25 protein-coding genes are annotated in these 23931 nt (G+C 40.2%); 8 read left to right on the forward strand and 17 right to left on the reverse strand.

Features of this window, described 5'->3' with window-relative positions:
* Positions 1-134: 134 nt before the first annotated feature.
* The 3 genes from ptsP to JG30_RS05920 all read right to left on the reverse strand — a co-directional run bounded on the left by ptsP (position 135) and on the right by JG30_RS05920 (position 2462).
* Positions 135-1871, reverse strand: a complete 1737-nt coding sequence (ptsP, locus tag JG30_RS05910; RefSeq protein ID WP_046316974.1) for a phosphoenolpyruvate--protein phosphotransferase — start codon at positions 1869-1871, stop codon at positions 135-137.
* Positions 1871-2137, reverse strand: a complete 267-nt coding sequence (locus tag JG30_RS05915; RefSeq protein WP_046316975.1) for a phosphocarrier protein HPr — start codon at positions 2135-2137, stop codon at positions 1871-1873. The genes ptsP and JG30_RS05915 overlap by 1 nt, the downstream gene beginning before the upstream one ends.
* A 139-nt stretch (positions 2138-2276) precedes the next feature.
* A complete protein-coding gene (locus JG30_RS05920) occupies positions 2277-2462 on the reverse strand; it encodes a hypothetical protein (protein ID WP_046316977.1) in 186 nt (61 codons plus the stop codon).
* Between the two features lie 249 nt (positions 2463-2711).
* On the opposite strand from JG30_RS05920, the gene JG30_RS05925 reads away from it, so the two are divergent.
* Complete coding sequence (locus JG30_RS05925; RefSeq protein WP_046316979.1) at positions 2712-4907, forward strand: ATP-dependent Clp protease ATP-binding subunit; 2196 nt, start codon at positions 2712-2714, stop codon at positions 4905-4907.
* A 142-nt stretch (positions 4908-5049) separates the two neighbouring features.
* The gene (locus tag JG30_RS05930; RefSeq protein WP_084616682.1) at positions 5050-5613 is read left to right on the forward strand and encodes a GNAT family N-acetyltransferase; all 564 of its coding nucleotides are present in this window, start codon (positions 5050-5052) and stop codon (positions 5611-5613) included.
* A gap of 56 nt (positions 5614-5669) precedes the next feature.
* Here the strand turns inward: JG30_RS05930 and JG30_RS05935 are convergent, their stop codons facing one another.
* The 4 genes from JG30_RS05935 to JG30_RS05950 form a co-directional block, all read right to left on the reverse strand.
* Entirely contained in the window at positions 5670-6599 is a 930-nt protein-coding gene (locus tag JG30_RS05935) for a DUF4097 family beta strand repeat-containing protein (RefSeq protein ID WP_046316982.1), read from the reverse strand.
* Positions 6596-7255: a DUF1700 domain-containing protein gene (locus tag JG30_RS05940; protein WP_046316984.1), complete on the reverse strand. Its 660-nt coding sequence runs from the start codon at positions 7253-7255 to the stop codon at positions 6596-6598. The genes JG30_RS05935 and JG30_RS05940 overlap by 4 nt, the downstream gene beginning before the upstream one ends.
* Positions 7248-7565 (reverse strand): PadR family transcriptional regulator, encoded by a 318-nt coding sequence (locus JG30_RS05945; RefSeq protein WP_046316985.1) that lies wholly within the window; start codon positions 7563-7565, stop codon positions 7248-7250. Before JG30_RS05945 ends, JG30_RS05940 begins: the two co-directional genes overlap by 8 nt.
* 358 nt (positions 7566-7923) lie before the next feature.
* A complete protein-coding gene (locus tag JG30_RS05950; protein ID WP_046316987.1) occupies positions 7924-9501 on the reverse strand; it encodes a peptide chain release factor 3 in 1578 nt (525 codons plus the stop codon).
* 143 nt (positions 9502-9644) lie between these two features.
* Here JG30_RS05950 and JG30_RS05955 point away from each other — a divergent pair, with 143 nt between their 5' ends.
* On the forward strand, positions 9645-10097 hold the full coding sequence (locus JG30_RS05955) for a hypothetical protein (protein ID WP_046316989.1): 453 nt from the start codon (positions 9645-9647) through the stop codon (positions 10095-10097).
* Here the strand turns inward: JG30_RS05955 and JG30_RS05960 are convergent, their stop codons facing one another.
* Complete coding sequence (locus tag JG30_RS05960; protein ID WP_052725234.1) at positions 10098-10910, reverse strand: DNA/RNA non-specific endonuclease; 813 nt, start codon at positions 10908-10910, stop codon at positions 10098-10100.
* A 35-nt stretch (positions 10911-10945) separates the two neighbouring features.
* Between JG30_RS05960 and JG30_RS05965 the strand changes: the two genes are divergently transcribed.
* On the forward strand, positions 10946-11428 hold the full coding sequence (locus JG30_RS05965) for a methylated-DNA--[protein]-cysteine S-methyltransferase (protein ID WP_046316991.1): 483 nt from the start codon (positions 10946-10948) through the stop codon (positions 11426-11428).
* Positions 11429-11485: 57 nt separating this feature from the next.
* On the opposite strand, the gene JG30_RS05970 is transcribed toward JG30_RS05965, so the two are convergent.
* Both JG30_RS05970 and JG30_RS05975 read right to left on the reverse strand, forming a co-directional pair.
* The gene (locus tag JG30_RS05970) at positions 11486-12022 is read right to left on the reverse strand and encodes a DUF402 domain-containing protein (protein WP_046316993.1); all 537 of its coding nucleotides are present in this window, start codon (positions 12020-12022) and stop codon (positions 11486-11488) included.
* 72 nt (positions 12023-12094) lie between these two features.
* Positions 12095-12877 (reverse strand): RecX family transcriptional regulator, encoded by a 783-nt coding sequence (locus JG30_RS05975; RefSeq protein ID WP_046316995.1) that lies wholly within the window; start codon positions 12875-12877, stop codon positions 12095-12097.
* 60 nt (positions 12878-12937) lie between these two features.
* Here JG30_RS05975 and rlmD point away from each other — a divergent pair, with 60 nt between their 5' ends.
* On the forward strand, positions 12938-14347 hold the full coding sequence (rlmD, locus tag JG30_RS05980) for a 23S rRNA (uracil(1939)-C(5))-methyltransferase RlmD (RefSeq protein ID WP_046316996.1): 1410 nt from the start codon (positions 12938-12940) through the stop codon (positions 14345-14347).
* A 595-nt stretch (positions 14348-14942) separates the two neighbouring features.
* Here rlmD and JG30_RS05985 read toward each other — a convergent pair.
* From JG30_RS05985 to JG30_RS05995, 3 genes are read right to left on the reverse strand one after another with little or no spacing between them, the layout of a single operon-like run.
* On the reverse strand, positions 14943-16103 hold the full coding sequence (locus tag JG30_RS05985) for a hydroxymethylglutaryl-CoA synthase (RefSeq protein ID WP_046316997.1): 1161 nt from the start codon (positions 16101-16103) through the stop codon (positions 14943-14945).
* On the reverse strand, positions 16103-17365 hold the full coding sequence (locus tag JG30_RS05990; protein ID WP_046316999.1) for a hydroxymethylglutaryl-CoA reductase, degradative: 1263 nt from the start codon (positions 17363-17365) through the stop codon (positions 16103-16105). Before JG30_RS05990 ends, JG30_RS05985 begins: the two co-directional genes overlap by 1 nt.
* Entirely contained in the window at positions 17362-18525 is a 1164-nt protein-coding gene (locus tag JG30_RS05995) for a thiolase family protein (RefSeq protein WP_046317001.1), read from the reverse strand. The genes JG30_RS05990 and JG30_RS05995 overlap by 4 nt, the downstream gene beginning before the upstream one ends.
* Before the next feature lie 44 nt (positions 18526-18569).
* Here JG30_RS05995 and JG30_RS06000 point away from each other — a divergent pair, with 44 nt between their 5' ends.
* The gene (locus JG30_RS06000; RefSeq protein ID WP_046317003.1) at positions 18570-18869 is read left to right on the forward strand and encodes a hypothetical protein; all 300 of its coding nucleotides are present in this window, start codon (positions 18570-18572) and stop codon (positions 18867-18869) included.
* Here JG30_RS06000 and galU read toward each other — a convergent pair whose 3' ends face one another.
* The 3 genes from galU to map form a co-directional block, all read right to left on the reverse strand.
* Positions 18870-19769 (reverse strand): UTP--glucose-1-phosphate uridylyltransferase GalU, encoded by a 900-nt coding sequence (gene galU / locus JG30_RS06005; protein ID WP_046317005.1) that lies wholly within the window; start codon positions 19767-19769, stop codon positions 18870-18872.
* A gap of 69 nt (positions 19770-19838) precedes the next feature.
* Positions 19839-20798: a YihY/virulence factor BrkB family protein gene (locus JG30_RS06010; RefSeq protein ID WP_046317007.1), complete on the reverse strand. Its 960-nt coding sequence runs from the start codon at positions 20796-20798 to the stop codon at positions 19839-19841.
* A 9-nt stretch (positions 20799-20807) separates the two neighbouring features.
* Positions 20808-21596, reverse strand: a complete 789-nt coding sequence (gene map / locus JG30_RS06015) for a type I methionyl aminopeptidase (RefSeq protein WP_046317008.1) — start codon at positions 21594-21596, stop codon at positions 20808-20810.
* Between the two features lie 126 nt (positions 21597-21722).
* On the opposite strand from map, the gene JG30_RS06020 reads away from it, so the two are divergent.
* Together JG30_RS06020 and JG30_RS06025 are read left to right on the forward strand one after the other, a co-directional pair.
* Entirely contained in the window at positions 21723-22184 is a 462-nt protein-coding gene (locus JG30_RS06020) for a flavodoxin (protein WP_046317010.1), read from the forward strand.
* Between the two features lie 13 nt (positions 22185-22197).
* Positions 22198-22671, forward strand: coding sequence for a GtrA family protein (locus JG30_RS06025; protein WP_052725235.1), 474 nt, complete (start codon positions 22198-22200; stop codon positions 22669-22671).
* A 12-nt stretch (positions 22672-22683) separates the two neighbouring features.
* Here the strand turns inward: JG30_RS06025 and wecB are convergent, their stop codons facing one another.
* Positions 22684-23829, reverse strand: coding sequence for a non-hydrolyzing UDP-N-acetylglucosamine 2-epimerase (wecB, locus tag JG30_RS06030; protein ID WP_046317014.1), 1146 nt, complete (start codon positions 23827-23829; stop codon positions 22684-22686).
* Between the last annotated feature and the right edge of the window lie 102 nt (positions 23830-23931).

Here is a 23931-nt window from a genome sequence, read left to right on the forward strand (position 1 = left end):
TCAACTAAAATCTAATTTTTGTAAGGACTAGCGATTGGATTTTTTATTTGATAAACGAATATTGGAACCCCTTATTTTTATCTACCAAACAAAAAAGCTTAACCTACTCAAAAAGAGGTTAAGCTTAATTTGTTTTAGTGTCGATGTTCTTTGACAAACTGTGCGACTAATTTTTCATTTTCTTCATTGCTTAAGGAAACATTAGTTGCTTGTTCTACTAAATCTTGTAATTCTTGGGTATCTAAATGTTTCATCAAGGAGCGTACTCGTAAAATCGAAGTAGCACTCATTGAGTACTCATCAAGGCCCATCCCTAAAAGCAATGGAACCATGGTTGAATCACCAGCAGCTTCGCCACACATACCAACCCATTTACCTTCTTTATGAGCCGCATCAATGACATTTTTGATGAGCCGTAAAATAGAAGGATTATAAGGTTGATAAAGATAAGAAACGTGTTCATTACCCCGATCAGCTGCCATTGTATACTGGATTAAATCATTAGTACCAATACTGAAGAAATCAACTTCTTTGGCAAATTGATCCGCTAAAACCGCTGCAGCTGGGATTTCAATCATAATACCCACTTGTAATTCTTGCTCGTCGTAAGCAATACCCTCAGCTTTCAGTTTTGCCATTTCTTCTTGCAAAATACCCTTAGCTTGTCGGAATTCTTGCAAGGTAGCAATCATTGGAAACATAATCCGCAATTTGCCATAGGCTGAAGCTCGTAATAAAGCCCGCAACTGAGTACGAAAAATATCTTGACGATCCAAGCTAATACGAATGGCCCGGTAGCCTAAGAAAGGATTCATTTCTTCCGGCAATGGCAAATACGGTAAATGCTTATCGCCGCCAATGTCCATGGTCCGTACTACAACCGGCTTACCTTTCATACCTTCTAAAACTTCTTTATAAGCTTCAAATTGGTCATCTTCACTAGGTAACTCTGCAGAATCCATATACAAAAATTCTGTCCGGTATAAACCAATAGCTTCGGCACCATTATCATTGGCTCCCACGAGATCTTTGGGAGTGCCAATATTGGCCGCCACATCAAAATGTTTACCGTCTGCCGTTACTGAGGCCGCAGTCTTCAATTTCGCCCATTCGGCTTTTTCTTGCGCGTAATCCTCAGCTAATTTTTGATAATGCTGGATGTCCGCTGCAGCTGGTTCAAGAACCGCTTCGCCATTGACTCCATCCACAATCATATCTTGATCATTTTGGACATCTTGGGTAATTGTATCGGTACCCACAATGGCCGGAATTTCTAAGGAGCGCGCCATAATGGCCGAATGCGCAGTACGGCCGCCAATATCGGTAACAAAAGCCTTCACATATTTTTTATTTAATTGAGCAGTATCACTTGGAGTCAGATCATGAGCCACAATTATTACTTCGTGATCAATTAGAGCTGGATTAGGTAAGGAAACTTGTAATAAATGACTCATGACTCTTTTAGTAACATCTCGGACATCAGCTGCCCGTTCTTGCATATACTTGTTATCCGTCATAGCTTCAAACATTGCAATAAAATTAGTAGATACATCATGCAAAGCTTGTTCCGCATTGACTTTTTGATCTTTGACTTGTTGTTCAATCGCCCCGGTGAATTCCGGATCGGCTAAGATCATTTTATGGGCATCAAAAACTTGGGCTTCTTCTTCACCCAAGGTTTGTTGAGCTTGGTCGCGAATCTTAGTTAGTTCAGAATCAGCTTGAGCAATTGCCGCTTGGAGTCGCTTGATTTCAGCAGCCTCATCTTTAATAGTCACTTTCTTAAAGGACAGATCAGGCTCTACCAATAAATAAGCAGGTGCATGTGCAAAACCGTCACTAGCGGCAATCCCCTTTAAGGTTTTCGTCATTATTCGGAGAGTCCTTCTTTCGTCATAGTTTCGGAAATCGCTTTAATAGCTTCACTGGCGTCTTCTCCATCTGCGCTGATCGTTACATCAGCCCCTTGACCAACACCCAAGGACATTACACCCATAATTGATTTTAAGTTAACGGTCTTACCAGAATATTCCAAGTTAATATCTGAATTAAATTTGCTAGCCGTTTGTACTAACATGGTAGCTGGACGGGCATGGATTCCTGTCTCAGCAATTACATGAAAATCTTTTTTTTCCATCATGAAGACCTCTCTTTAACTTTTGTAATTTTCATAACTAATGAAAAGGATTAACTTTACATCAAAAACAACATTAACATTATTCAAAATACATGGCAAGTTTTTCAACGAAAAATCTGGCAACAATTACCACAAAGCGTTACTTGTTGTCGCTTTCAGAAAAGCGATAAATTACATGCCCATTAATCTGGGCTTCCCCCACAATTTGCTTCCGTAAATTAAAGGTTTTCCAAGCCTGATTAAAAGCAAAAAAGTTTGATTCATCGACTTCAATTGTTTGCCGCTTGCCGGCCACTAAATCATTTAACATCATCGTATAATCCATTTGGTAACCTTCTTTTGTATGAACTTTCCCAACTAATGGGCGCTTATTGCGAATTGTTTATTTATTTTAAAAAAAAACCAAAAAAAATTCAATTAGCACTTGCATATGTCGAGTGCTAATTATATAATATGCATTGTACTAAGAAATTAGTACCAATTAAACTATTCCTTCCATAAATAGTAGACGAGAGAATGTATAGTTTAATGTTGTTATTTTAAATTTAATGAAGAAAGGTGGAAGCGTGTATTTATGCTTTGTCAAAATTGTCATCAAAATGAAGCGACTATCCATCTCTATACCTCGGTTAATGGCCGACGTGCAGAAATTAATTTATGTCAAAATTGTTATCAAAAATTACGTGAACAACAAGCCATGGGTGCTAACAATAATTTAAATAATGATCCCTTTGGCTTTGGTGATCTGAGTGAAATTTTTGGCGTCAATCCTCAAATGGCCGCTCGTAGAGCTCAAGGAATTCCTGATGGTGCTCCCGGCCAACAAGGAGGTAATAATTCAGGTAATGGAATTTTAGATCAATACGGCGTGGACTTAACCGCCCAAGCAAAGGCCGGAAAAATTGACCCTGTAATTGGTCGTGATAAGGAAATTTCCCGTGTTATTGAGATTTTGAACCGCCGCACCAAAAATAATCCAGTCTTAATTGGAGAAGCAGGTGTTGGTAAAACCGCTGTCGTTGAAGGTTTGGCTCAAAAAATTGTTGATAGTCAAGTCCCAGAAAAACTACAAAATAAACGCGTGATTCGTTTAGATGTGGTCTCTTTAGTTCAAGGAACTGGTGTCCGGGGCCAATTCGAACAACGTATGCAACAATTAATTAAAGAATTACAAGCTAATAAAAACATTATTTTATTTATTGATGAAATTCACGAAATTGTCGGTGCAGGTAACGCCGAAGGCGGGATGGATGCCGGTAATGTTTTAAAACCGGCCTTAGCTCGAGGCGAACTTCAATTAGTTGGGGCGACAACATTTAATGAGTACCGTCAAATTGAAAAAGACTCTGCTTTGGCACGGCGATTACAACCCGTAGAGGTCAATGAGCCGTCAGTTGAGGAAACTTTAAAAATTCTGCAAGGGATTAAACCTAAATACGAAAATTATCATCATGTCAAATATACAGACGAAGCGATTAAAGCAGCAGCAACGTTGTCTAATCGTTATATCCAAGATCGTTTTCTCCCCGATAAAGCTATTGATTTATTGGATGAATCTGGATCGCGAAAGAATTTAACCTTAAATCCAATTGATCCTAAAAATGTTCAACAAAAAATTGATCAAGCGCAGGCCCAAAAGCAAACAGCCTTAAAACAAGAAGATTATGAAAAAGCAGCTTTTTATCGCGATCAAGTGAAAAAATTGGAAGATATGCGCGATAATAAAGTCGATACGGAAAAACAACCTACTGTCACCGAAAAAGATATTGAACAAGTAGTCGAAGAAAAGACCAATATTCCAGTTGGAGAATTAAAAGCTCAAGAACAGCAACAATTGAAAAATCTGACTCCTGATTTGGAAGCACATGTCATTGGTCAAAACAAAGCTGTGGAACAAGTTAGCCGTGCTATTCGCCGAAATCGGGTTGGTTTTAACAAAACCGGACGTCCGATTGGTTCGTTCCTTTTTGTCGGACCAACTGGGGTCGGTAAAACTGAATTAGCCAAACAATTAGCGAAACAGCTTTTTGGTAGTGAAGACGCGATGATTCGTTTCGATATGTCGGAATATATGGAAAAACACAGCGTCTCCAAATTAATTGGTTCCCCCCCGGGGTATGTTGGCTATGAAGAAGCCGGCCAATTAACGGAAAAAGTTCGCCGGAATCCTTATAGTCTAATTTTATTAGATGAAATTGAAAAGGCTCATCCTGATGTGATGCACATGTTTCTTCAAATTTTAGACGATGGTCGCTTGACAGATTCCCAGGGGCGGACTGTCAGTTTTAAGGATACAATTATTATCATGACTTCTAATGCTGGTCAAGGTGAAAGTGAGGCCAGTGTCGGTTTCGGTGCTGAAGCCAATGGCACAACCAATTCCGTGATCGATAAGTTAGGAAATTATTTCAAACCGGAATTTTTAAATCGTTTTGATGGCATCATTGAGTTTGCTCCTTTGTCCAAAGATAGTTTGTTAAAAATTGTCGATCTTATGATTAGTGATACTAACAAAATGATTGCCGATCAAAACCTCAGCATTACAGTTAGTCCCGAAGCTAAAGCTAAAATTGTCGATTTAGGTTACAATCCGGCTATGGGAGCTCGACCATTGCGGCGTGTGATCCAAGAGCAAATTGAAGATAAAGTTGCAGATTATTTCTTGGATCATCCAGCAGAAAAACAACTGCAGGCAATCCTGGATCAAGATCAAATTAAAATCCAGGCAGCTCAATCTCAGCCTGATTCAAAAACAAGTTCCCCACAATAAACTAGATATTACCCCCGGCACTTCCAGTTAGATTGGAAGTGCTTTTTTATTGGTTTGAAAAATTCATTGCCCAATGGTGAATTGTCGACAATCGGACAATGGACGTGTAAAATTAATGCATGGAAAGTTCAGCAGTTAGGAAGTGAAGCAATTGTTTATTTCGCCCCAATTCGTATCTGATAATCTGCCAGTTCAATTGGTTTTACCAGATCTTAATCAAGCAAAAGCCTTATTTGCTATCATTGCGAATCATCGGGACGACTTAAAACCGTGGATGGCATGGGTAACGACTGTCAAATCAATTGAAGATGAAGAAGCTTTCTTGCTGAACTCCCAGCAACAAATGTACAAACAAAAATTATTTTTGCTGACCATTTGTGTGGAAGGATCCCCAGCAGGCGTGATTACTTTATATGATTTAGATTTTCCCAATCATCATGGTAAAGTCAGTTATTGGTTGTCACCCCAATATCAAGGTCATGGAATTGCCAGCCGTTGCCTCGAAAGAGTTTTAGCCTACGCTTTCAATCAATTGCATTTACACAAATTACAGGTTTGGGCAGATGCTTTTAATTATAAAGCCCAGCATGTTGCTCAAAGAATGGGCTTTGAGCATGAAGCTACGATGAAAGAAGAATTGTTTTTTAATGATCGTTACCATGACATGGAAGTCTTTTGTTATGTCAACTTAGCCCAAAATGTTTAAAACCACTTGATTGAAAGATCAAGTGGTTTTTATTCGCTTTTGAAAGACCAACTTTATCAGTCAACAAATACCTGCAGCTCGTCGCCAGCGATATGAAGATTATTTTGATAGTGCGGTCGTTTATAAAAATTGCCCTTAGTTAATTGGTGCTGGTAATGAATGGAATTGCCCTCTCCTCGAATCGAATAACCTAAATTTTTATTTAAATCTTTAAAAACCAGCTTGCCATTATCACCTTGAATTCGATTATGCTGTAGAAATTGTGTTTTTTGACAAGTCAGGGCGACCGTATCTGCGTCAATAGTTACCTGTTGTAAAGTGGAATTACTAATTTGTGCTTTGAGACCATCGCCGTCGCAGTTTACCTGTTTTAAACGTGAATTATTAATGAGATAGTTGCCTTGATCATCATCAGCAATCATTTTTTCACTGATCTGTACATGATCCAACTTTAATTTAGTCTTATCGTTATCCCAACGCAGTTGCCGCAGTTGTAATTGATGTAAGGTTAGCTGAACATCATTACCATCAATTTTAAATTGATTTAATGGCCGACTGGCAGGTACTGTGATGTAAATTTTGGTATTTGGCAGACGATCTTGATCCATCGCACCATGAGAATCATAATCCGAAATACTTAATTGCTGATGCGCTACTTTGACTTTGACCGGCAAAGCTTGTCGATTAGTCACCCGAACTAAAAAGCGATCACCAGTTTGAACCACAACTTGAGCATTATAAACGTCTAAATTAACATTTTGAAACGGTTGGGTTAATTGATAACTATGATTTTTTCTACGTGGCAAAGAATGTCCCGAGACGAGCGCAATTTCCTGATCACCACTAATAATTTGTGGTCGCCGTGAAAAATCTAATAAATTACCTTCTTGGTTAATCGTTTTTATGCCGCCATTTTGAGCTCCAAAAATTGCCAATGCTGTGCCGATAACCAGAATAACTAAACTCCACAGATAATACTTTTTCATTTAAGGTTACCTCCATGGTAATAACGATTACGAAATACTTTATTGCCAACCCAACGTGCGGCTTGTGCGGCTGAAGAAGCTAAAAAGCGCAGTAACTTGATTCCCAATGGTAATAAAAGTAACGCACCAGCAATACAAATTAAGCTTAAACCAACATAAAAACAACCCACAGCCCAATAACTTGTTCCTAAAAAAGTTACGGTCTTTAAACCGAGAAAGATCCCTGTGCCAAAAAGGGTTACTACTAAAATGACAAAGGCGACAACCATCAAAACAAGAAATAATAAAACGCCACATAAAACTCCTAAAAAGGGAAAAGCTACCGGTACGGCACATAACCCTAAAATAATCCACCATACGGTTCGTAAATCTCGATGTGATTGCCGGGTTTGGCTCTGGGAAAAATGACGTTGAGCTTCTTGATCTTGTGATTGCTGCTCTTGTACCACAGCAGGTGTCAGGGAATAATCTGCCAAAATTTTATGAGCTAATTGCTTGGCTGTTCCCAGTTCAGTTTCAATTTGACTTTGGCTATAGAGCTTAGCATCTAATAAATATTCTCGATAAAATTCCAGAACATCCTGTCGCTCCTCGGGATCTAAGCTGGATAAATACCCTGCTAGTTCCGCCATATATTGGTCAATCAAATCATGCATCTTTTGTCTCCTCCAAAACTGAATTTACCTGCGCTGAAAAATAATGCCAGTCGCTAATGATATTATTGAGATGCTTTCGGCCAGTATCAGTCAATTGGTAATATCGGCGATTACGGCCCTGATATGGTCGATCATAGGTATTTAACTCTGCACTCTTCTTTAAGCGTCGTAAAACCGGATAAATGGTGGATTCGGAAATCTCAAAATGCGATTGTACTTGTTGAGTTAACGCGTATCCATACAGATCTTGGTCGACCAAAGAAGCCAGAACCACTCCTTCAAGTAATTCCGCGGATATTTGAATTGCCATAATTCTGCCCCTTCCAATACTATATTTAATATAATATCATATTTAAAAAATATTACAAATAAAAAAATAACTATGCTCTTCGGCATAGTTACTATTTTTCCGTGATTATTTATCCTAAGCGACTATTTTTAACTGAAACGTTAACCCATCACCATTGTGACTTCCTAGCTACTAAATCAGTATCGCACTAGTTAGCAATGTAAATTCCTTTAAAAACGGGAAAATAAAGCCGCCCACTGGCTAGCTAGATGGAAACGAAGATTTTAGCTCCATCCACTACTTTTTATAGATAACTTGGATAAACAATGCGTCAATCTAGACTATTGGGTAAAGTTTGAAAAAATTTGTACACTAACAATTATAATTTGGCCGTTAATTTGACTTGCGGATATTTCTCCTGAAACCAATGTTCAGCAAATTGATTCTCAAATAAGAACAGCGGCTGATCAGCCATATCTTTGACTAACAAATTGCGCGAGGACGACATTTTGGGATCTAACTGCTCTGGGTCAATCCACCGCGCAATGCGGGAACCAATCGGTTTCATAATTACTTCCGTATTATATTCATTTTGCATCCGAAATTTAAATACTTCAAATTGTAATTGTCCCACTGCTCCCAAAATATAGTCACCGGTTTGGTAACTGCGATAGAGTTGCACGGCTCCTTCTTGAACTAACTGCTGCATTCCTTTATGAAAGGACTTTTGTTTCATAACATTTTTAGCAGTTACTTCCATAAAAAGCTCAGGCGTGAACTGGGGCAACGCCGGATATTCAATCGCTGTTTTTCCGCTATACAAAGTATCACCAATTTGAAAATTACCGGTATCATACAAGCCGACAATATCGCCCGCCACAGCTTTTTTGACCCGTTCCCGTTGATCGGACATAAATTCAGTCGCATTATTGAGTCGTAAAGATTTCTGCGTTCGCTGTAAAGTCACATCCATTCCTGGTTCAAATTCTCCGGAACCAATGCGCACAAAAGCAATTCGGTCACGATGTTTAGGATTCATATTCGCCTGAATTTTAAAGACAAATCCGGAAAATTGGTCATCGGTAGCCGCCAACTGACGGCCATCAACTAACTGGTGTGCACTAGGAGCGGGAGCCATCTTGATAAACTCATCTAAAAAAGTTTGAACCCCAAAATTAGTTAAGGCTGAGCCAAAAAAGACTGGCGTTTGTTCACCTTGAGCAATTTTGGCTTGATCAAAAGGGTTTCCAGCGGCTTGAATTAATCCCACTTCTTCCAAAGTTTGACGATAAATACTGTCATGCGTCAATGGATGATCTGCTGGCAAGTGTCCCTGCTCGTCTAATGGTAAAAATCGCTCTTGTGGTTGATCTGCATGATACAATTCAATCTGATTATGGTACAAATCATACAATCCTACCAAATTCTTGCCACTGCCCATTGGCCAATTCATTGCACAGCCTTCAATTTGCAGCAAATCCTCTAACTCGCCGATCAAATCCAAAGGTTCGCGACCGTCACGATCTAATTTATTCATAAATGTGAAAATCGGTATTCCCCGTTGTTTAACGACTTTAAATAGTTTTTTGGTTTGGGCTTCAATGCCTTTAGCAGAATCGATGACCATTACCGCGGCATCAACCGCCATCAGGGTACGATAGGTGTCTTCAGAAAAATCTTCATGTCCGGGCGTATCCAAAATATTGATATGTTTGTCGTGATAATTAAATTCCATAACCGAACTGGTTACCGAAATACCCCGCTTTTTTTCAATTTCCATCCAGTCAGAAGTAGCATAATTTCCACTTTTTTTACCTTTAACCGTTCCGGCTGAGCGAATCACGCCGCCAAATAATAACATTTGTTCCGTGATCGTCGTTTTGCCGGCATCAGGATGGGAAATAATGGCAAAAGTCCGCCGCTGCGCCACTTCTTGTGCCAATGATTCTGGTTTCATCTATTTACCTCGGATCTTTTTCTAAAATTTAAAAAACGCCCCTGTGACATGAATAACTAGTGGGCGAGCAATGTTCAAAAGAACTTTTAGACAAATCACGCCAAGTACGTTAGGATAAAAATAGTTAAAGGAAGTGCAAAGCAATGTCCAATAAAAAAAACTTTGTTATTTATACTTTTTTATTTGTAATTCCCTATTTTTTATGTCTCACTCTTATTGGAACTTGTTATGACGCCCTAGTTAATCATTATCATAGTTGGTGGCGCTTATTGGTTTGTGCCTTTATTGGGGCTTGTTTAATGCTGGCGGTCAAAGCAATCGCTCAGCGACCTATAAAAATTATTACGCAGCGAACTACCAATCAAATTTTAAAAGTACTGATCAATTTTTTCAATATTGATTACAGCCCGCGCAATTTGTATATTAATTTTGGTGTGGATGGAGTCTTAACGGTTATCTTCGCTTTAGGGTTACGCCGTTCCTTTTTCCTCTATCAATTGCAGGGCACCATGGTCGGCTGGATTATTTTCTTATTAATTCTATCTTTAACTCTGGCCTGCAACCTGGAATATAGCGCCTTTCAAAACACCAAATAATCAATTACGTCTTATTATACTAGTCCCGTCTTGATAATTCAAAGTCACCCCTGCTTGGACATTAAAAATATAAATGTTGAATTTAACTTCTTGATCCTCAACTGATTGGCCTTGCATATGCACCCCGCGGGCTAGTAACTCTTGATCTTTAAAGACTGGTTCGACTTGATAACGTACGTGGTGTCGCGTTTGTTTGAGATAGTTGGCTATTTGATTTTCATAATAAGTCATCGCCGGATCATTCAAAGAACGTGTTCCCGTCATGAGATTTTTAGGATTGTTGTTTTGACCAGTTAATTGATAACCAATTAAATGACAACGATTATATAACCAATCTTGATGATTACCAATCCAAATCCGTTTGTTATGATAAGCTGTCGGTTGAATGTACAACCGTTCGCGCGGCTCACGAGGCATTAAATCCGTACCCAACATGGCATTAGCCGTGGTTACTCGGTTGAAACGATCTAAAGGGCCATAGGTTTGCCAACTTCCCCGCGCCAAAGTTAAATCAGCACTTGTAAAAGTCGGCTGATTATGGTTAACCGCTACAATTTGCCGTCCTTGATAAGTCCAATTGGCTAAAGAACCTGTTTGATCGGATGTTGAAGATCGTTGAGAACCATTGATCGCTGGCTGCAAGCGCGTCAGCGGAGATTGTTGATTGGTATTCGGTTGTTTCGAGTGGGTGTTACCATCAGGCAAACCTAAAAATAAGAGTATGCCAATTATCAATAATCCAAAAACTAAATTCGAACGACGGCGTTTGCGGACATTACGTTTACGATGGGCGTGTTTTCTTCTTGCAGCCATAACTCCTCCTTAATTATTCCAGAAAGGCTCATCCTATGCTTTTTCGTCAAATTTATCATTCACCGATCGGTGAAATTACTATTATTGCCAGTGATAAAGCATTAGTTGGCGTTTGGTTAGCGGATCAAAAATATTTTGCCGAGGGATTACCAAATCAAACTATTAAAAATCAGGCCAATGTAATAACCCAGTTAGTAGATCAGTGGTTAGAGCTATATTTTCATAAAAGCCCGCCACTGCAGTTACAAATCACTTATAATAATACGCGACTAACGCCCTTTCGCCAACAAGTTTGGCAGACTTTACAAACCGTCCCCTGGGGACAAACCATTACTTATCAGCAATTAGCACAACAAGTGGCAAATAAAAATTACACCCGTGCCGTTGCCCAGGCGGTGAGTCACAATCCGTTTACTTTAATTGTTCCCTGTCACCGCGTGGTGGGACAAGGACACCAATTAACCGGTTTTGCGGGCGGTCTGGTGCGAAAACGCTGGCTCTTGAACTGGGAACAATAGACTGTCAACAAAAAGGAGCAAGCTGTCGAGCTTGCTCCTTTTTGACTAGCTAATCCATTAAACATGATGTAAAAGTTCCTGATACCGTTGATACCAAAGCTCTACATATCCTTGTGAAAAAGGTCCCTTATGCTGATCAATCCATTCAATTAAGGTTTCGGTACTATATTTTAAGATGTCGTCAATTTGCTGCGAATAATGCCATAAGTGGGCATGTAACGCATATTCATCAACATCTAATAAACGTTTTTCGCCATTGGGAAAAACTTTAACATCGAGATCATAATCAATATATTTTAACGCTTCCTGGTCTAAGACAAAAGGCGTCGCTAAATTACAATAATACGACGGCCCATTTTCCCGTAACATTGTAACAATATTGAACCAGTAATGCCGGTGGAAATAAACTAACGCTGGTTCGCGAGTCACCCAGCGTCGGTGATCAGCTTCCGTCACCAAAGTATGGTCATTACAACCAATTACTTCATTTTCACTTGTTTTTAAAACCATAGTATCTCGCCAAGTACGATGTAAATGGCCATCATGCTTATAACTCTGGATTGCTATATAGTCACCTTCTTTTGGAAGTTGCATAGCCACCCAGCTTTCCAGAGTATGACTTACTCACTTCAAATTATAGCAAAGCTGCTGCTTGGATAATACTAATTAATCTAAATTTTCTAAAAAAGTGCAAATGGCCTCATGGGTAAACCCCCGGCGCCGTAAAGCAGCATACAATTTAGAACGTGCTTGAGATTGTTGTTGATAACGGGACCACAGCTTAGTTCCTACTTGAGTTAATAAAGCACTCTCCGCTTCCGGATCAGATTGCCAATTACAATTAGCTAATACTTGGTCAATTACCTCTGGCGAATAACCCCGCGCCAATAAGCGTTGTTGAGCTTTCAAACGTGTCCGTTGTAAAGTTTGATTATGTGCTTGCTGTTTGACTTTTTGAGCCAACTTTGTAGCATTATCCAGCTGCAATGAGCGCGGAAATAATTGCAAAGCTTGGTGGATGGTAGCCGATTCAACTTGTCTTTGATGTAATTTACGGGCAATTTTTTGAGGACCATCCAAAGTGGTCTTCACAGCTGTACGGACTACTGCTTGAGCATAGCTTAAATCATCGACATAATGCAAAGCTTGCAACCGTTTGATGGTTGATTCGATCACAGCTTCAGAATAATTTTGTTCTACTAAATGTTGCTTTAATTCGGCCCGGCTGCGGGGTTGATAACCCAAATAATTGAGCGCTTTTTGATAGACTTGGTCAGTTTGTTCAGCATCTTGAATTTGTTGGACTGCCAGCTTATCTAACTTTGTACCCTTAACTAACATGTACCGTGTTAAAATCGATTCGCTCACTGAAAACGCATAATGATTATCTAAAAAAATATTATAACGACCAGGACGTTTTTGGGTACTAATTTTAGTGATCAACGGCATGATAAACTCCTTGTGTTATACTCAAAACAATTGATTTAATGAAAAAGGAAACCAACCAACTTGAAAACATCTCAATGGCACTTAAAAATAGGTCAAAGTCTGACTTTAACTATCAAAAAAATGGGTATTAATGGTGAAGGCATTGGTTATTGGCGAAACCACGTAATTTTTGTACCCCAAGTTTTACCAGGTGAAATTGCGACAATTGAAATTACCCATATCGCGCCTAATTATTTGCGCGGACGGTTAATTAAACTGAAAAAAACCAGCCCCCATCGCAACCTTCAACCGTCTGTCTTGGCCAAACAAGTAGGAGGATTAGAACTAGCACATCTACTATATCCACAACAATTAAGCTATAAACAAGCTATGTTGCACGAAGCCTTACGTCATTTCCGCCCACGCGGTTGGCAAAAATATCACATTCAACCCACTATCGGCATGAATGACCCTTGGCATTATCGTAATAAAGCCCAATTTCCGATTCGAATAGTTAACGGGAAATTAATCTGTGGCTTATTTAAACCTGGCAGCCACACGATCGTGGACTGCTTAGAAATGCCTACCCAAGGTTCATTAACTTTGAGTATTTTACAACGGCTTGTTCCCTTGATTCAATCGTTTAATTTACCCATTTATCAGCCGGAGTCTAATTCTGGAATTTTAAAAACCTTGGTCGTACGGGAAAATCCCTCTACTAACCAAGCACAATTAACCTTTATTACGAACTCATGGAAACTGCCCCAAAAGCGGGCTTTAATTGCCGCGATCCATCAAAAAATTCCAGAGGTAATTTCCATTGCCCAAAATTTTAATCCTGGTACTACCAGTTTAATTTGGGGAACCGATACTAAAATTTTGTGGGGTCAGTCTCATCTGATAGAGACTATCGGCAAGATCCAATTCCAATTATCGCCGGCAGCCTTTTTCCAATTAAATCTAACGCAAACAGAGAAATTATACCAAGTCGTTCAGCAAATGTTAAATCCACGACCAACGGACACTATAGTTGATGCTTATGCGGGGGTGGGAACCATTGGGCTCAGCTTGGCTGCACAAGTTCAAACCGTCATTGGCTCTGAAATCTCTTCCGCCGCTGTCCGTGATGCCAATGCTAATGCCGAATTGAACCATTTGACCAATGCCCATTACGAATGCGGGCGTACTGCCCAATTATATCCGCAATGGTTACAACGTGGGTTACAACCATCGGCGGTGATTGTCGATCCACCACGTACCGGGTTAGAGCCGGAATTTTTGCAATTTTTAAATCAATCCCACTTGTCAAAAATTATTTATCTTTCTTGTAACCCCTCTACATGGGCACGTGATCTTCGCACACTCAGTCAGGTTTATCATATTCAAACCATCCAACCAGTGGATATGTTCCCGCAAACACCCCACGTGGAATCCGTAACCTTGCTCAAACGACGTCGCTCTTCCAAACAGTCCAATAGAAACTTTGAATAAGCCCAATATCATATCAGCTCATCAGCTACTACAAAAATAAAAAGTCACGCCGCATGCGACGTGACTTTTAAAGTGGAGATGATTGGCAACTGCCATCCTAACAGTAACACTACACCTTAATATAATGAAATCATCACTTTAACGCCATGTATTATTCATAAATCTTGATGTCTGCTATGCAGGAACATCCAAATGTCAAAAAAATTGTTATCGTGATAATTTCTTGAGTTCTATGTCGAAACATAAAACTACTATTATTTATCCGCTTTGAATCAATAACCTTAATTAAAGAAGCTTTTCACTCATGCTTCTAACCTTGCAGTTGCAGGAAGGTATATCATCTTTCCACGTCTTTATAATAGCATTTTGTGCAAACGTTTGCAACTATTGTTTATTCCTCAAAAGCTCAATTAATTCAGAATAAAATCAACTTGTTTTTGTTGTGACGCGAAGCTTTAGCGGCTCCTCGCATATCCTGTTTCGGATCGAAAAAAGAATAAATATTTTAAATAATTTATTCTTGTAAATTTCTTCAAAGAATAAACTCAGCAATTAATTTACTAGTCAGTGAGAAATTGTTGTTTTAAATTCAGCTTTAGACATAAAAGCGCTGGTGCGCCTCAACTTTGGTTAAATAATGTGGCGCTGTCGGATCACTTTGGGTTAATTCTTGTGCGGAACCATCAGTAACTAGTTGTTGTTGAAATTCTGCTTCATATTCCGCAATCGTTAACCGTTGCCGTTGTGCTAACATTTTTTGATGACTATGCGGATGTAGTTGCTCTTGAAACCCAGCCACTAAAGTTCCGGTAAATAATTCTGCGACAGCGCCTGAACCATAGCTATAACAGGCCAATTGGTCACCTGCTTGTAAGCTGGTATCATGATCCAATAAAGAAATTAAACTTAAATATAATGAACCGGTATAAATATTGCCAACGACTTGACCATATTGCACACTCGCTTGAAAACGCCGCATTAAGCGTTCGTAATCGACACTGGCTAGTTGTCCTTGCAAAGAGCGCACGGCTTTCAGTCCCATTTTCGAAAATGGTAAATGGCATAACAACGCCTGTAAATCTGCCGGTTGCCATAACTTTTGCGCTTGGGCTTGAGTCCACAAGTTCTGAAACATTTTTAAATAAACTTCTTCGGAGAACTTACCACGGGCCATCGCCTCTTGCGAATAATTAGGTCGCCAAAAGTCATTGACATTTTGACTTTGATAAACTGAATCCGGAGCGATTGCTAAAATGCGGGGATTGGCGCTCACTAAAAGAGCTACTGCTCCCGCGCCTTGTGTTACTTCACCGCTGGTCTGTAAGCCATAACGTGCAATGTCACTGGCTAAGACCAGTGCTTTTTGTTGAGGGTGCTGCGCTACAAAATCCCGGGCCAGTTGCAATCCAGCCGTCCCCCCATAGCAAGCTTCTTTCAATTCAATGGCCCGCAAATAAGGCGACAACTGCAATAATTGCTGCACGAATAAAGCCGCTGCTTTGGACTGATCTACTCCACTTTCCGTGGCCACGATCAATAAACCGATTTGCTGCCGATCAGCTGTCGAGAGAATTTTTTCGGCAGCATTAGCCGCTAAAACGACCGCATCTTGATCTAGACTAGGGATCGCCATTTGCCGTTGCCCGATGCCGATTAAATATTTATTGGGATCTGTCTTTCGTGCCTGAGCTAAATCTACTAAATCTAAATATTGGGCAGGAGTGTAAAAATCCATCTTATCAATGCCAATATTCATTACTCAATTCCTCCTTGAGATTGCTGGCGTAACTTGGTAATTAACGCCTTGGCTTGAGCCAAATTAGCTTGCTGGGGCTGTTGCCGTAGTTGTTTGACAATCAGATCAATTTCGGAAGTACGTGCTCCAGCCATCAAAGCCAAACTTTGTAACTGCAAATTCATATGTCCTGCTTGAATTCCCTGGGTCACTAACGCACGTAAAGCCGCAAGATTTGAAGCTAAACCCACACTGGCAATAATTCGCATCAACTGTGCTGCTGAAGGGTGTTGTAAAATTTTTAAATTAATTTGCGCCAGCGGCAAAGTAGAGATCGCTCCGCCAACACTACCAAGCGGTAAATTTAAGTTCAAAACTCCGCGCAAACCTTTAGGCGTCAAGTGCCAAGAACTCAGACTGCGATGCTGATCATTCAATCCTGCATACACACTAGCAGCTACATTGCGTGTATCGTTTCCCGTCGCTAACACCACTGCCTGGACACCGTTCATGATGCCCTTATTATGCGTGGCCGCCCGTGCTAATGAAATGTGGGCTAATTTACTAGCTTGCACAATTTTACGGGCTACGACTTCCCCGCTCAAATTAGAAGTTTGTAGTTGTTCAAATTGCACTTCGGCTACCGCTTGTACCTTTTGTTCCGGAGCATGATTAGATAGAATAGCCATTAAATACTCTAATTGTGGCAGTTGGATTTGTAAATAATGACCCACAGCTTCAGCTATGGTATTAACCACATTGGCTCCCATGGCTTCACCGGGATCTATCAATAACTGAAATTCTACAAATTCTTCTTGTTGTTGGACTGTGATTTGGCGCAAACCACCGCCATGAGCGATTAAAGAAGGATGCGCCTGCAAAGCAACTTGCTTTAGCGCCCTTTGCTGGGCTTTCAAAAATTTTTGAGGTTGCCCTAGTTGACCCACAAACACAATTTGTGCTCGAATTCCTTGCCGCTGTACCTGCGTGGTAAATCCTCCGCTGCGTGCTACGCGTTGAGCCGCATTACTGGCGGCTGCAATGACTGAGGGTTCTTCTATAGCCATCGGCACTAAATATTGATGTCCATCAATCAAAAAATGATTAGCTAACCCTAAAGGGAGCGGAAAAGTGCCAATTTGATTTTCCACTAAGCGACTAGCAATCGTTGTTGGTAACGCCGTATTGTCCCGAAACAAAGCTTTTTCTGAGGCTGTCAATATGCCCTGTTCTTCTAACTGTTGTAAACGTTGTTCCGTGCTCAATTCATAAAACTTAGTCATCTTAAACACTCGATTTCTAGGGCGAGTCCTTGTCCGCCCCCTACACATAATGCTGCTAAACCGCGGCGTAAATGCAAGCGTTGTAAATTATGCACTAAAGTTGTCATGATGCGCGCTCCGGAAGCCCCCAAAGCATGTCCCAAAGCCAGCGCGCCGCCACTGATATTATATTTTCTGGTAGGAATTTGTAACTCCTGCTGAACCACTAATGCTTGGGCCGCAAACGCTTCATTCACTTCAAATAAATCAATATCGGCTATTGTCTGATGCTGCCGCTGTAATAATTTTTGAATAGCTACTACGGGGGCATACCCCATCAATTCCGGAGCGTAACCTACTTCTTGAAAAGCGACTAATCGGGCTAACATTGGCCAATGATAGGCTTGGGCATTTTCAGCAGTAGTCAACACTAAAAGCGCGGCCGCATCACTATATGGTGAGGCATTCCCAGCGGTTACACTACCGTGCTTTAAAAACACCGGTGGCAATTGCGCTAAACTTGTGAGATTGGTTTGGGGACGAACCGTCTCATCTTGAATTAGGTCATTCACAGGGATGATCTCTGCGGCAAAGTTGCCTTGCTGGGCAGCCACTGCAGCTTTTTGATGAGAAGCTAACGCAAATTCGTCCTGCTGCTGGCGGGTTAGTTGATACTTAGTAACTAAATTTTCAGCAGTGACTCCCATCAGTTGTTGACTAGACGCATCGGTTAAACCATCAACTACAATGTCATCTTGAATTTCCGACAAATCAAACTCTTTTTTATTCTTACGGCGCACCAACCCTGGCGCCTGTGTCATACTTTCCGTACCTCCAGCTACTACTACTTGGGCATCCTGTAACAACAAAGTACTTTGTGCCAAACGTAAGGCCTTCAAACTGGAACCGCAAACTTGATTAATAGTTAAAGCCGTCCCAGTGACTGGCAAATGAGCCTGTAATTGAACTTGGCGGGCGACATTTTGTCCAGCACCTGCGGTAAGGACATTCCCCAAGATCACTTGATCAATCTGGCTAGGATCCAGCGAATAAGCGGTCAACATTTTTTGCAATAATTTAGTAGCTAAACTACTGCTGGTTTCCTTTTGTAATCCACCAAAAAATTTACCCACGGGGGTGCGATTAGCTGCTACAATAACAATGTCATTTGGATCTAAAATTTTGCATCACTCCTACTTAATTGAATCAATAAACGAGGCCCTTAATGAATGCGGCTACTTTAATTGCGTTGCTTCAAGATTTACGCGCCAACACTCCAATCTATTTTGAAGATGGCGAACACGAATTATGGGGAATCTTCAGTATAGCATCTGTTACTACGAATTCAACCCACATAATTGAGTTGCGTTTGCAACGGCATCGATTAAAAACCTATAAAGTTTGGGAAGTAATTGTTTTACTCCAACAAGCGGATCCTCAAACTTTAGTGGCTGTTACGCACACAAAAAAACGCCAGCTAATTTTTGGAATCCGTTTAGCTGGACGTCAAGTTTATTTGAAATGATTATTTTTTGGTTTCTTCTTGGGCCAACTGTTGACCTAGTTGAATGATATAACGCCGTAAATCATCTTTAATTTCCGGATGTGTTAAGCCATATTCAATACTCGTTTGCATATAGCCAAACTTATTCCCGACATCATAGCGTTTACCTTTAAATTCCCGTGCAAACACACGTTGGGTCTTATTTAACCGGTCAATGGCATCCGTTAGTTGAACTTCATTACCGGCTCCCGGTTTTTGCGTTGCTAAGATGTCAAAAATATCCGGTGTAAGTAAATAGCGGCCAATAATCGCTAAATTGCTAGGTGCTTGTGCTGCTGCGGGTTTTTCTACAAAATTATTGACCCGATACAATCCGGGACTCGCCTGACCATCGGGCGCAATAACTCCATATTTGGAAACATCTTCTTTGGGAACTTGCATTACTGCCAAAGTAGAAGCGTGAGTCTGATTATAATCATCGATAAGTTGTTTAGTCAAAGGAACCTGATCGCGCATTAAATCATCGCCCAGCATCACTACAAAAGGTTCATCAGCTACAAAAGACTTGGCAATCCTGACAGCATCACCTAACCCTTTGGGATACGGCTGGCGCGTAAAATATAAATTAATGCCAATTTTAGTAATATTGTGTACTAAATCTAATAACTTATCTTTATGTTTTGCTTTTAAATTTTGTTCCAGCTCAGGTGCTGAATCAAAATGGTCCTCAATCGGTCGTTTGCCTTTACCGGTAATAATTAAAATATCTTCAATCCCGGAAGCTTTGGCTTCCTCGACAATAAATTGAATTGTTGGTTTATCAACTATCGGGAGCATTTCTTTAGCCATGGCTTTTGTGACTGGCAAAAAACGTGTTCCTAAACCGGCCGCGGGAATAACGGCTTTTCTTACCCGTTCCATACTTACAATCTCCATTCCAATTAAGATTATTTAATAAAAAATGAACATACATATTATAGCATAAGCAATTTAACTTCCCGATTGGCTTCGCTTATTTAAAAATCGATGAAATCGTGCTGAATGCTGAATACTACCAGTCCATGCTTCCAACACGGCAGCATTTAAGGCGGCTCCAATCATAAAAACATTGCCTACTAAATTTAACCAAATAATTAAGATAAAAAAAGTGCCCAAAGTCCCATAGGAATTCCATCGATATCCAAAATACTTCAAATATAAGCTAAAAACTTGGGCTAAAATCAAAAAGACCATTGTCGACAATAATGCCCCCGGCCAAACATAACGTAAGGGACTATGTGAACTCGATAAGAGCAAATATGCTAATGACATTAATAAAAACAACATGGTTAAGGAAACTGGCCATTTCCAGCGAATAAATTCTTGAATAATCTCGGGACCCCAAGACACATAAGGCTGGAGCCACAACAAAATTTGCTGACCCGCAATAAAAATTACCATACCGCTAATCGTTAACAAAATAAAAGCTGCCGTAAGAATAATCGCTGTGAAGCGGGTAATGAGGGCATTCACCCATGAAGTTTTGACATAAAGCGTTTGCTTATTCAGACCATAAACATCATTTACGCTTTGCTTGAGAATGTTAACCACTCCCGAACTGGACCACAACGTTCCAAGAATCCCAAAAGACAATAATCCCCCATTAGACCGAGTTAATAACTTAACGATCAGTGGTTGAATGAGCGGCTGTAATTGAGTGGGAATAATCGTTTCTAAATAACCCAATACCGCTTTGACATCCAAATGCAGCCAAGGGATGACACTGCCAATCAATGAGATTAAAGGAAAAAAGGACAGAATTCCATAATAAACAATGGCTTTAGAAGAGAGGCTGAGATTACCATTTTTAATCTTTTGTAAAACAAGCTGAACAAATAAGACCACTTTCGTGGTCCATTTATTCGAAGAAGAAACTAATGGTTGTGGTCGGGTCGGTTTAAAGTCTGTCATAGGCACTCGCTATAAATAATTTTTGTCAAATTCCGCGTCTTGTGAAGTTAAAATTTTCGGACCATCAGCAGTAATTGCAATAGTATGTTCATATTGTGCACAATTGCTGCCATCGGCTGTTACAAAATATTCCCAATCATCCGGGGCAAATTTACTTTTAATTTCCCAAGTTCCTAAAGTAATCATGGGTTCAATTGTAATGGTCATTCCTTCTTTGAGCCGTAAGCCCTTGCCGGGTTCACCATAGTGCGGCACATTAGGTGCTTCATGCATGCTCGGTTGAATTCCATGGCCAATCAAATCCCGTACATCGCCCATGCCCTCAATATCTTCCGTGTAATGTTGGATGGCATAGCCAATGTCTCCTAAACGATTGCCTACTCGAGCTTGATCAATACCTAAATATAACGCTTTTTTGGTCACAGCCATTAAATGCTGCTTTTCCGGTGTAATCTCTCCCACCGCATAAGTCCAGCATGAATCACTTTGATAACCATCCAATTCAATGGTCATGTCCACACTGACTATATCACCATTTTTTAAAATAATATCTTTGCGCGGTTCCGCATGCGCCACTTCATCATTAACACAGACACAAGTCGCAAATTGGTACCCTTCAAAGCCCTTTTCCGAAGGTCGGCCACCATGTGAGGTAATGAAATGATCCGCGAAATTTTCAATTTCCATGCCTGAAACACCTGGCTTAATTAATTTACTTAAACCTAAATGTGTTTGTGCTAATAGAGCACCTGATTTACGCATACCTTCAATTTCGCGAGCCGATTTTAAAGTAATCAAACAATCATCCTCTCTTATTATTCTGTCAACATTATAGCTCACTGCGGACCAAGGTAAAACAACTTCCCCTTTATTCCCAACATTTTGCTATAATAGGGACCATTAAAAATAAATGGGGTTAGTTGGTTGACAAAAGTAAAAATTGTATACGCCAGTATGACAGGCAATGATGAAGATATGGCTGATATTTTAAGTGAAGATTTTGAAAATGCCGGCATGCAAGTTGAAATGTCGGAAATCTCCCAAACTGATGTTCAAGACTTTCAACAAGCTGACATTTGTATAGTTGTCAGTTACACTTATTCTGACGGCTTAGAAGGTCATATTCCCGATGAGGGTCTAGACTTTTATCATGATTTGCTTGAAACCAACCTCACGGGTAAAACATTCGGTGTTTGTGGTTCCGGCGACACTTTTTATCAAGATTTTGCACTCGCTGTGGATAATTTTGAACAAGCTTTCCAGACCACGGGAGCAACTATGGGGGCACCCAGTGTTAAAGTGGAATTAGCTCCTGATCAGGAGGATATCGCCCGCTTAGATCAATTTGCGCAAACTATTATTAATCATTTCCAGAAGAAAGATTAAACCAATGAGGCTCTTGCATAAATATCACGAATTTTTGATTTATAGTATCTTTGGCTTCCTCGCTTCACTTATAAACATTGTTAGTTTCAATCTCTTTCATAATCACTGGCACTTAACGATGTTATGGGCTAATACTATCGCGTGGCTGTTGGCTAATTTATTCTCTTTTTTTGCTAATAAAGCCGTGGTCTTTAAGGCCAGCGGCCATCATGGCTGGCGGTTTATAAAAGAAATTATTTTATTTCTATCCCAACGGATCGTGGCTTTATTGTTGGATAATGTTTTAATGTGGCTGGGTGTTAATTGGTTACGTTGGTCTAATTTAATTGTCAAAACCGGTGATCAATTAATTGTGGGAATTGTGAATTATTTGTCGACCCGGGCTATTTTTCTGCATGAAAATGGGCCTTTACTGCGGCGAATGGAGCATCGGCGGCAAACGCCCCCTAAAAAAAGTACAACTAAAAAAACTTGCCACTCAAAGTAGCAAGTTACAAATTTAATTTTGAAATTCCGATGGTCGGTGGGTTAACTGCCCGAAATAATACCGAAGAATTTGACAGATGCGCGCACTGGCTTGACCGTCGCCGTAGGGATTTTTAGCTTGCGCCATCGCTTGGTAAGCCTGCGGATCATCTAACAATTGGCACATGGCGGTTTTTACCTTTTGCGGATCCGTTCCCACTAATTTTAAAGTCCCTGCAGCGATACCTTCCGGGCGCTCCGTGGTATCACGCAACACCAAAACCGGTTTTCCTAAAGCTGGAGCTTCTTCTTGGACCCCTCCCGAGTCACTCATAATAAAGTAAGAACGGGCTGCTAAGTTATGAAAATCAACGACATCCAGGGGTTCAATTAAATGAATCCGTTCCTGGTTACCTAAGACTGCTTGTGCCATTTGCTGCACTTTAGGGTTTAAATGCACCGGATAAATGATTTCTACATCAGGATGACTTTGTAGCACTGACAGCATTGCTTGAAAGACTCGCTTCATAGGTGCACCCTGATTTTCCCGGCGATGCATGGTTACTAAAATAACTCTTTTAGCCGGATCAATTAAATCCAACACTTGATGGTGATAATCACTTTGCACGGTTTGCTCTAAAGCATCAATCGCGGTATTGCCAGTAATGAAAATTTGTTTAGCCGGATGATTTTCCTGCAATAAATTCATTTTACTTTGGGTTGTAGGCGCAAAATAAAGATCAGTTAAATCGTCGGTCATTTGCCGATTCATTTCTTCAGGCCAAGGTGAATATTTATTCCAAGTCCGTAAACCGGCTTCAACGTGTCCGATCGCAATCTGATGATAGAAAGCTGCCAATGCCGCGGCCAATGTAGTTGTCGTATCTCCATGCACTAAAATTATATCAGGAGTTTGCTCGACTATTACTTTTTCCAAATCCAATAGTACTTTGCTGGTAATACTACTTAAAGTTTGTTGGGGTTGCATAATATTTAAATCATAATCGGGTTGAATGCCAAACAATTCTAAAACAGAATCCAACATCTGGCGATGTTGAGCAGTCACTACTGTGAGAGTTTGAAAAAATTCCGCCTGTTGTTGTAATTTCAATATCAGGGGCGCCATTTTAATGGCTTCCGGACGTGTTCCAAAAATAGTCATGACTTTAATTTTTTTCATAACGATATAAACTCCATTGCTAAATGTTAAGGAAGGTTATTATGTTGCAGCTCATCATTAGTGGCATTTTATTATTTGCCAGCGGTTTTGCGCTCGTTTTAG

The organism is Bombilactobacillus mellifer (genome assembly GCF_000970795.1).
In the GTDB taxonomy this organism is placed as follows: Bacteria; Bacillota; Bacilli; order Lactobacillales; family Lactobacillaceae; genus Bombilactobacillus; species Bombilactobacillus mellifer.